The organism is Frankia canadensis (assembly GCF_900197875.1).
Taxonomy (GTDB): Bacteria; Actinomycetota; Actinomycetes; order Frankiales; family Frankiaceae; genus Frankia; species Frankia canadensis.
The window spans coordinates 1-8,684 of sequence record NZ_FZMO01000164.1 but is presented as its reverse complement, the minus strand read 5'-3'; the positions used below and the strand labels follow the sequence as shown (position 1 = coordinate 8,684).

Below are 8,684 nucleotides of genomic sequence, written 5' to 3'. Positions count from 1 at the left end.
GAAGGCGGACCTGCTCGCCTTCACCACCTATCCGCGGGAGATCTGGCGGCAGATCGGCGGGGCCGATCCCGGTTTCGACCGCGACGAGGCGGTGGGCGGCGGGGCCGGGAGATGGTCGCCGCCGACCGGCGGCGCCGGGGCCGAGTCCGGGACCGGCTGAGCGGCCATGGCGCGCCGGATCCACGTGTTCGACCCGCCGCGGCGCTTCGTCGCGGGCACCGTCGGCTCGCCCGGTGCCCGCGCGTTCTACCTGCAGGTACGCGACGAGACCAGGCTGGTCACCGTCGCCGTGGACAAGACGCAGGTCAGCCTGCTCGCCGAGCAGGTCACCGAGGTGCTCGACGAGCTCGGCGCCCGCGGGGTGGAGGCCGCCCGCGCGCCCGCGGCGCAGCCGGTGGACGCGGATCCCCTCGAGCAGCCCGTCGACCCGGAGTTCCAGGCGGCGACGATCGCCCTGGGCTGGGACCCGCGTGGTGAGCGGGTCGTGGTCGAGATGCGGGCTGCCGGCGACGCCGACGCCGTCGCGGGCTTCACCGACGACCCGGAGGGCCCCGACGCGGTGCGGGTGCTGCTGGCGGCGGGGTCGGCGCGGGCGTTCGCGGCCCGCTCCCGGCGGGTGGTCGCCGCCGGCCGGGCGCCGTGCCCGCTGTGCGGCGCTCCGCTCGACGACGGCCACGTCTGCCCGCGGCACAACGGGCACCGGTCGTGAGGGGCCGGGGCGGCGCGGGCGCTGCGCCTGGAGACGTCCCTCACGTCCGCGACCCGGCGACAGGATCGCCCGGCGGCGGCGAGACTGGGCGGATGGCCGTTCCCGCGGCGAGCCCCCCGTCGGGGCGGCGACCGCCTCTCGACCCGATCGACGGCGGCGGCCTGGACGCCCCTGCCGCGCTGGACCTGCTGCGCCGCGGTGAGCTCACCGTCACCGGCCGGCTCACCGACGCCAGCAACGCCACCCTCTACTGCGAGATCGCCGCCGGGGACGTGGCCGGGCGCTGCGTCTACAAGCCGGTGCGCGGCGAGCGGGCGCTGTGGGACTTCCCCGACGGCACCCTCGCCGACCGCGAGTTCGCCGCCTACGAGGTGTCCGCGGCGCTGCAGCTGGGCATCGTGCCGCCCACCGTGCTGCGGGACGGGCCGTTCGGCCCCGGCATGGTCCAGCTGTGGATCGACGTCGACGTCACCGTCGACCTCGTCGCCCTCACCCGCGCCGACGATCCGCAGCTGCGCGCCATCGCCCTGTTCGACGCCGTCATCAACAACGCCGACCGCAAGGGTGGCCATCTGCTGCCCGCGCCGTCCGGGCGCGTCCACGGCATCGACCACGGCGTCACCTTCCACGCCGAGGGCAAGCTACGCACCCTGCTATGGACCTGGCGGGGCCGGCGGCTGAGCGCCGAGGAGACCGCCCTGCTCGCCGGCCTGCGCCGCCAGCTCGCCGGAGAGCTCGGGGAGCGACTCGAACCGCTGCTCACGGTGACGGAGATCACGGCGCTGGCTGCCCGGGTGGACCGGCTGCTCGACGAGGGCCGCTTCCCGCTGCCCTCCGGTGACTGGCCGCCGATCCCCTGGCCGCCGTTCTGATCTGGCCGGCGGCGTCCCGGCCGGCCGTTTGCGCAGGTCGGTCACGGCGGGCTTACCCGTCTTGTGCCCGCCGGGCACACGGTTCGCGGTTACGCTGACACGCATGCAGGCGTGGCCCTCTCCTCCGATCCGTCCCCTTCCCGGCCGTGGGCGACCACTGCGGATCCTCGACACGGCCACGGCGGCGGTGCGCCCTCTGGACGCCGGGCCGACGGCGCGTCTGTACGTCTGCGGCATCACGCCCTACGACGCGACCCACCTCGGCCACGCCTTCACCTACCTGACCTACGACCTCGCCCAGCGCGCTCTGCGCGACGCCGGCCACGCCGTGCGTTACGTCCAGAACGTCACCGACGTCGACGACCCGCTGCTGGAACGCGCCGCGCGCGACGGGATGGACTGGCAGGACCTCGCCACCCGGGAGATCGCGCTGTTCCGCGAGGACATGACCGCGCTGCGGATGCTGGCCCCCGACGCCTACGTCGGTGTCGTCGAGGCCATCGACATGATCGTCGAGATGGTCGGCGAGCTCGTCGCCTGCGGCGCCGCCTACCAGGTCGATGACGACGTGTACTTCTCCGTCGCCGCCGCGCCCGCCTTCGGCGAGGTCGCGGGCCTGCCCCGGGACGAGATGCTCGCCCTGTGCGCCGAACGCGGCGGTGATCCGGGCCGCGCCGGCAAGAAGGACCCGCTCGACCCGCTGCTGTGGCGCGCGCACCGGCCCGGCGAGCCGTCGTGGCCGTCGCCGTTCGGCGCGGGCCGGCCCGGCTGGCACATCGAGTGCGCGGCGATCGCCCGCCACCATCTCGGCGTCGTCGACATCCAGGGCGGCGGCACGGACCTCGCCTTCCCGCACCACGAGTGCTCCGCGGCGCACGCCGAGGTGGCCGCCGGCACCCGCCCGTTCGCCCGCCGCTACGTGCACACCGCGATGGTCGGTCTCGACGGGCACAAGATGTCGAAGTCGCGCGGCAACCTCGAGTTCGTCTCCCGGCTGCGCCGCGCCGGTGCCGACCCCGCGGCGCTGCGCCTGGCGTTGCTGGAGCACCACCACACCGACGCGTGGGAGTGGACGCCGGCGAGTCTGCCGGCCGCGCGCGAGCGCCTGGAGCGCTGGCGGGCCGCGGTGGCACTGCCCGCGGGCCCGGACGCCGCACCGGTGCTGGCCGCCGTGCGCGAGCGGCTCGCCGGCGACCTGGACGCCCCCGGCGCCCTCGCCGCGGTCGACGCCTGGGCCGCCGCCGCGCTCGCCGACGGGGCCGTGGTCCGCGCGGGCGGTTCGGGCGGCGACGCGGTCGCCGAGGCCGGTCACGCTCGGTCTTATGGCGACGCCGCGGGAGTCGGGGGGGAGGCGCCCGCACTCGTCGCCCGGCTGGTTGACACACTGCTCGGTGTAGACCTTGAACCCGTCCGACCCAGAGGGAGCTGAGGGATGGGGGCGCACCACCGCAGGACCGATCCCGGGGCCGGCGCCGAGCGGCCGGCCTTCGACGAGGTCACCCATGGCTACGACCCGCGCCAGGTGGACGACTACCTCGCCACGCTGTGGCGTTACGCCAGCCAGGTGACCTCTCGCGCGGCCGCGGCCGAGAGCGCGCTGAAGGCCGAGCGCGAGCGATCCGCGTCGGCGGGCGCCGACGAACAGCTCGCCGCGCAGGCCGGCGGGCGCATCGGGCAGATGCTCGCCATCGCCCACCAGGAGGCCGAGGAGATCATCAACGGCGCGCGGGTGATCGCCGAGTCGGCGCTCGAGGAGGCCATCGAGGACGCCGGGGCGAACCACCCGATCGTCCGCGAGGCCCGCGACCAGGCCGAGCGGCTGCTGCTTGACGCGGTCGAGGAGAGCCGCCGCATCGCCGCCGAGCGGCACCTGGAACTGCGGGAGGAGATCACCCGCAGCGCCGCCTCGCTCGACGCGCTGCGCCACCAGCAGGGCGAGATCATCGGCGCCGTGCTGCGGCTGCGCGCCATCCTCGGCTCCGACGAGGTCGATCGGGCCGTGACCGACCTGGCCCGTGCCGGCGCCGCCCCGAGCGCCGGTGGCGACGTCCCCGGTGGCGACGTCCCCGGCAGAGGTGTCCCCGGCGGAGGTGTCCCCGGCGGCGAGCTCGTCGACCTGACGTTCCCACGCCTTCGCCCGTTCGGGCAGGTCACCCAGCGGGATCTCGATGTCGAGCAGATCCTCCACCCGGCGCAGCAGGGCGAGCGTCGCCTTCGGGCACGGGGGGTTCGCCACGTAGTGCGGCACCGCCGCCCAGAACGACACCGACGCGAGCTCCGCCCGCGCACACGCCTCGCCGAACACGCCGACGATCCCCGTCGGTCCCTCGTAGCGTGACGGCTCCAGCCCGAGCCGCGCCGCCGTCGCCGCGTCCCCGGCGGTGCCGCTGATCGGCACCGGGCGGGTGTGCGGCGAGTCGGCGAGCAACGCCCCCAGCGAGATCACCATGTCGCTGCCGAGGGCGTGCACCGCCTCGATGAGCTCGTCGGTGAAGCCGCGCCAGCGCATGTTCGGCTCCAGGCCGCGGATGAGCACCAGGTCCGTCTCGGACTTGGGCGGCCGCGCCACCGACAGCCGTGTCGTCGGCCAGGTGATCTTCCGGGAGGCGCCGTCGGTTCCACTCACCGTCGGGCGGTTCACCTGGAAGTCGTAGTAGTCATCCGGGTCGATGGCACCGATCACCCGGGCCTTGAACGCCGTCTCGAGATGCTCGACGGCCGCCGATGAGGCGTCGGCGGCGTCGTTCCATCCCTCGAAGGCGGCTACCACGACCGGCGACCGCAACTGGCCGACGCCGGAGAACTCGATCACCTACCACCTCCTGCCGCCCAGTGGCGGCCCACTGCCCCCGTGACAGTGCAACGGTACGTCCTCACGGAGACGACTCCTGCCCAGAGCCGACATCCGCGACGTCAGCCCTCCTTGCATCCGCTGGGGACCCTTCCCATGCCCGTGGGGGACCCCCGCGGGACCAGTCTGCCGGTGTTCTCGTGGGAACGCCTTTCCTCGGTCTGGCGATGCCGAACAGCGCGGGGCGGACGGGACATCCGGTCCGGATCGCCCCGGTGGCTGCACCGTACCGGCTCGGGACGGATACCCGCCGTCGCGGGAGCGTGAACGGTCGCGGTGAGGACTGTCGCCGTCGAGACATCCCCCTCCGTTCCCCCGCCGCCCGCCATGCCCGGTTCCGGCTGCGCACGCCGGCGGCCGACGGACATGATCCCGCCGTCCGCGGCCCCGGGGTGAGGTGGGTCCGCCGGAGCCCACCGCGGGTCCTGGCCCGCGCGGCCGGTCACCGCCGGCAGCACGGCCGGCGTCGGCGCCACGGATGTCGACCGGCATCACGCTCACCATGGTGGCGAGCGGCGGCCCGCGCCGATAGGGCATTCTGGACGGCCTGGCGCGCACCGGGAACGACGGCCGCGGCCGTGATCCGGTGTGAGATCCGACGCTCCGGTGACCGACGGCATCGTGGCATCGGTCCGGCAGCATACGACCCGGGCGGGTTTCGCCCGGGACCGGCCGCGCGGCTGGCCCCGGGCATGCCGTCCTGTCCGATCGGCCCGGCCTCGTCCCGGCGGGCCGGCCCCGTCGCGACCAGGCCCGGGGCCGTGTGTCGTGCGTTCCCGGACCAGCCGGTGCGCACCGAATCGAGCTAGGAGCGAACGTGGGTAGCCTCGCGGCGGTCTTCTTCGACATGGACGGCCTGCTCGTCGACACCGAGCCGATCTGGACCGTCGCCGAGCAGGAGGCGGCCGCCCGTCTCGGCGGCACGTTCACCCCCGCCATGAAACGGGCGATGATCGGGCACGGCATCGACACCGCAGTGCCGATCATGGTCGAGATGCTCGGCCAGCCGCCTGCCGCCGTCGCGGACACCGCCCGCTTCCTGCTGCGCCGCTCCGCCGAGCTGTTCCGCGAGCCCGGTGCGATCGTGGCGCAGCCCGGCGCCGTGGAGCTGCTGGGCGCCCTGCACGCCGGGGGCGTGCCCACCGCCCTGGTCTCCTCCTCGTTCCGGGACCTGATGGACCCGGTGCTCGACGTGATCGGCCGCGAGCTGTTCGCGGTGACCGTCGCCGGCGACGAGGTGAGCCGGCGCAAGCCGGACCCCGAGCCCTACCTGGTGGCCGCGCGCCACCTCGGCGCCGACCCGCGCTCCTGCGTGGTGCTGGAGGACAGCCCGTCCGGAGCCCAGGCGGGTGTCGCCGCCGCCTGCGCCACGGTGATGGTGCCCTCCATGCCGGATCTGCTGGACCTGACCACCCCCGCCGCCGCGGACCGGGTGGACACGCCCGCCGCGGCTGCCGCGGACCTGCGTGCCGCCCGTGCGTCGGACGTCGACGTGGCCCGCCGCGACGCCGGGCGGGCGCCGCTGCCCGAGGGCCTCGCCGCCGTGGTCGCGAGCCTGCACGAGGTCAGCCCCCGGCTGCTGGAGGAGCTGGTGGCCGCGCGCCGGACGCGGGCCTGAGCCGGACGCGGGTCTGAGAAGGTCCCCCGGGGCCCGGCGTCGCCCGGGCCGGGCCCGGGCGACCGGCGTCAGGCGGTGGAGATGGCGCGCAGGACGTCCATCCGGGCGGCGCGGCGGGCGGGGAACACGGCGGCGAGAATGCCGAGCAGCACGCCGATGAGGATCACGACGATGATCGTGCTGGCGGGGTAGGCGAAGGCGGTGATGCCCTGGCCTTCCAGCGCGCGGGTCAACGCCCAGCCGAAGACGCTGCCCACGGCCACGCCGAGCACCGCCCCGAACACCGAGATGATCGTCGACTCCATGACGACCATCGCCCGCATCTGGCCGCGGGACATGCCCACCGCGCGCAGCAGTCCGATCTCCCGGGTCCGCTCGATCACGGACAGGGCGAGGGTGTTCACGATGCCGAACAGGGCGATGACGACCGCCAGGGCCAGCAGCACGTAGATGAAGCCGAGCAGCTGGTCGACCTGTTTCTCCTGCTGCGCGACGAACTCGGACTGGTCGCGCACCTCCACCGTCGCGAACGGCTTGACCACCGCGTCGATCTGCGCCCGCACCGCCGCGGGTGATGCACCGTCAGCCCGTTTGACCAGGACGAACAGGTCGAGGTCGTCGGGGGTGTGCCGGGCGTACTGGGCGGTCGAGATGATCCAGGAGCCGGCGACCTGGCTCTTCTTGTAGGTGCCGACGAGGGTGAGGTCCTCGCTGCCGTCGGGGAAGGCCACCCGGATCTTCTGGCCGACCGTGAAGTGGTGGTCGGCGGCGACGCCGTCCTCGACGAGGATCGTGCGGTCGCCGAGGGCGTGGATGTCCCCGGACACCTTCTTGATCGCCAGAACCTTGAGCAGGCCGGCGGGATCCCCGGCGAGCAGCTGCACGCTGGAGCCGTCGACCTTGGCCAGCCCGCCGCGCAGGCCGGTGGCGGTGTCGATGCCCGGCTTGCCGGCCAGGTCACGCGCGACCTGGCCGCTGAAACCCTGCCCGAAGCCCTTGGCGGACAGGTAGAAGTCGGCGCCGAGACTGTCGGTCACCGTCGCCCGCACCGACTCCTTGATCGACTGGCCGAGGATCGCGAACGCGCTGACCAGAGCCAGGCCGATCATGAGCGCGGAGGCGGTCGAGGCCGTGCGGCGCGGGTTGCGCATCGCGTTCTCCCGCCCCAGCCGGCCGGTCGTCCCGAACATCGACACGAACGGCGTGCCGAGCACCCGGATCACCGGGCCGCTCAGCAGCGGCGACAGGGTGGCCACCCCGAGGAAGATCGCGGCGGCGCCGACGCCGACGGAGGTCGCCCCGGACTTGCCCGCCGACGCCGTGCCCAGCACCAGCAGCAGCACGCCGAGCGTGCTGAGCGCGAACCCGGAGATCGCCCGCAGGCGCAGCGACCGGGAGGGCAGCACGTAGGTTTCCCGCATCGCCGCGACCGGCGGCACCGACGCCGCCTTTCGTGCCGGCACGAACGCCGCCACCGAGGTGATGACCACGCCGACGGCGTAGGCGACGACGATGGTGCGGGGACTGAACACCAGTGACCCGCCGGGCAGGCTCACCCCGAACGCGCCGACGGCGGCCCGCAGCAGCAGGGCGAGGCCTGCCCCGACGACGAGCCCCGCGGTGGCGCCCGCGAAGCCGACCATGGCGGCCTCGACCTGCAGCGAGAGCTGGACCTGGCGGCGGCTCGCACCGATCGCGCGCAGCAGCGCCAGCTCCCGCACCCGCTGGGCCACCAGCATCGTGAACGTGTTGAAGATGATGAACGCGCCGACGAACACCGAGATCGCCGCGAAGATCAGCAGGAAGGTCGAGAACCCCCGGATCGCCTGCTGCACGGCGCCCGCGTTCTCGTCCGCGAGCTGCTTGCCGGTGATCGCCTCGACGCCGCCGGGCAGCACCGCGGCGACCCGCGCCCGCAGCTGCTCCTGTCCGATCCCGGGCGCCGCGGCGAGGTGCACGGCGCTGAACTCGTTCGGCGCCAGCAGCACCCGCTGGGCGGTCGCCGTGTCGAAGGCGGTCACCGCCGCGCCGCCGACGCTGTCCTGGCCGGCGACGCGGAACGTGCCGACCAGCGTGTAGGTACCGGGCGGACCCTTGGTCTGCACCACGATCCGGGTGCCCAGGGCGAGGTGCATCGACCGCGCGGTCGCCCGGTCGACGACGATCTCGCCCGGGCCGGGTGCGCGGCCCTCGGCGATCTGCTCGGAGGCGGTCGGCTGCCCGCCGGTCCAGTTCGTCCCGATGCCGGGCGCGCCACCGCCGTCCGCCGCCTTGCCGGTGCGCGGGTCGACGAGCACGGCCTGTCCGCTGACGGACCCGACGGCGGCCCGCACGCCGTCCACTCTGGCCAGGGCGGGCAGGACCGTCGCGGGCAGCGGCGGCCGGCCGTTGTCACTCGACGGGTCGATCTGGTTGACCGCCCGCACGGCGACGCTGACGTTCTTGTTGATGTCGGCGAACAGCGTGTCGAACGTCCGGTTGAGCGTGTCCGTGAGGACCAGTGTCCCCGTGACGAAACTCACACCGACGACGACCGCCAGCATGGACAGGACTAGCCGGACCTTGCGGGCCAGCAGGCTCTTGAGGGTCGCGCGCAGCATGGATCAGGCCCAGCCCGCCGACTCCGGGCCGTCC

General features: G+C 74.4%; 5 protein-coding genes and 1 pseudogene. 4 read left to right on the top strand and 2 right to left on the bottom strand.

Translation table 11 applies throughout. The features are described 5' to 3' along the window. Positions 1–166 precede the first annotated feature (166 nt). The 3 genes from C1A33_RS14810 to mshC all read left to right on the top strand — a co-directional run bounded on the left by C1A33_RS14810 (position 167) and on the right by mshC (position 3,010). Positions 167–709 (top strand): DUF3090 family protein, encoded by a 543-nt coding sequence (locus C1A33_RS14810; protein ID WP_101832086.1) that lies wholly within the window; start codon positions 167–169, stop codon positions 707–709. Between the two features lie 92 nt (positions 710–801). Next, entirely contained in the window at positions 802–1,581 is a 780-nt protein-coding gene (locus C1A33_RS14805) for an SCO1664 family protein (protein WP_101832085.1), read from the top strand. A gap of 103 nt (positions 1,582–1,684) precedes the next feature. Continuing rightward, the gene (gene mshC / locus C1A33_RS14800) at positions 1,685–3,010 is read left to right on the top strand and encodes a cysteine--1-D-myo-inosityl 2-amino-2-deoxy-alpha-D-glucopyranoside ligase (protein WP_101832084.1); all 1,326 of its coding nucleotides are present in this window, start codon (positions 1,685–1,687) and stop codon (positions 3,008–3,010) included. Between the two features lie 648 nt (positions 3,011–3,658). Here the strand turns inward: mshC and C1A33_RS14790 are convergent. Further along, a pseudogene (locus C1A33_RS14790) lies at positions 3,659–4,393 on the bottom strand (PAC2 family protein); the annotation flags it as partial. 856 nt (positions 4,394–5,249) lie between these two features. Here C1A33_RS14790 and C1A33_RS14785 point away from each other — a divergent pair. Beyond that, the gene (locus C1A33_RS14785; RefSeq protein WP_243407562.1) at positions 5,250–6,050 is read left to right on the top strand and encodes an HAD family hydrolase; all 801 of its coding nucleotides are present in this window, start codon (positions 5,250–5,252) and stop codon (positions 6,048–6,050) included. 68 nt (positions 6,051–6,118) lie between these two features. Here the strand turns inward: C1A33_RS14785 and C1A33_RS14780 are convergent, their stop codons facing one another. Next, on the bottom strand, positions 6,119–8,650 hold the full coding sequence (locus tag C1A33_RS14780) for an ABC transporter permease (RefSeq protein ID WP_101832083.1): 2,532 nt from the start codon (positions 8,648–8,650) through the stop codon (positions 6,119–6,121). Positions 8,651–8,684: the final 34 nt, after the last annotated feature.

Coding starts and splice junctions, on each gene's coding strand:
- C1A33_RS14780 (WP_101832083.1), bottom strand. CDS start 8,650: ATGCTGCGCGCGACCCTCAAGAGCCTGCTGGCCCGCAAGGTCCGGCTA.
- C1A33_RS14805 (WP_101832085.1), top strand. CDS start 802: ATGGCCGTTCCCGCGGCGAGCCCCCCGTCGGGGCGGCGACCGCCTCTC.
- C1A33_RS14810 (WP_101832086.1), top strand. CDS start 167: ATGGCGCGCCGGATCCACGTGTTCGACCCGCCGCGGCGCTTCGTCGCG.
- mshC (WP_101832084.1), top strand. CDS start 1,685: ATGCAGGCGTGGCCCTCTCCTCCGATCCGTCCCCTTCCCGGCCGTGGG.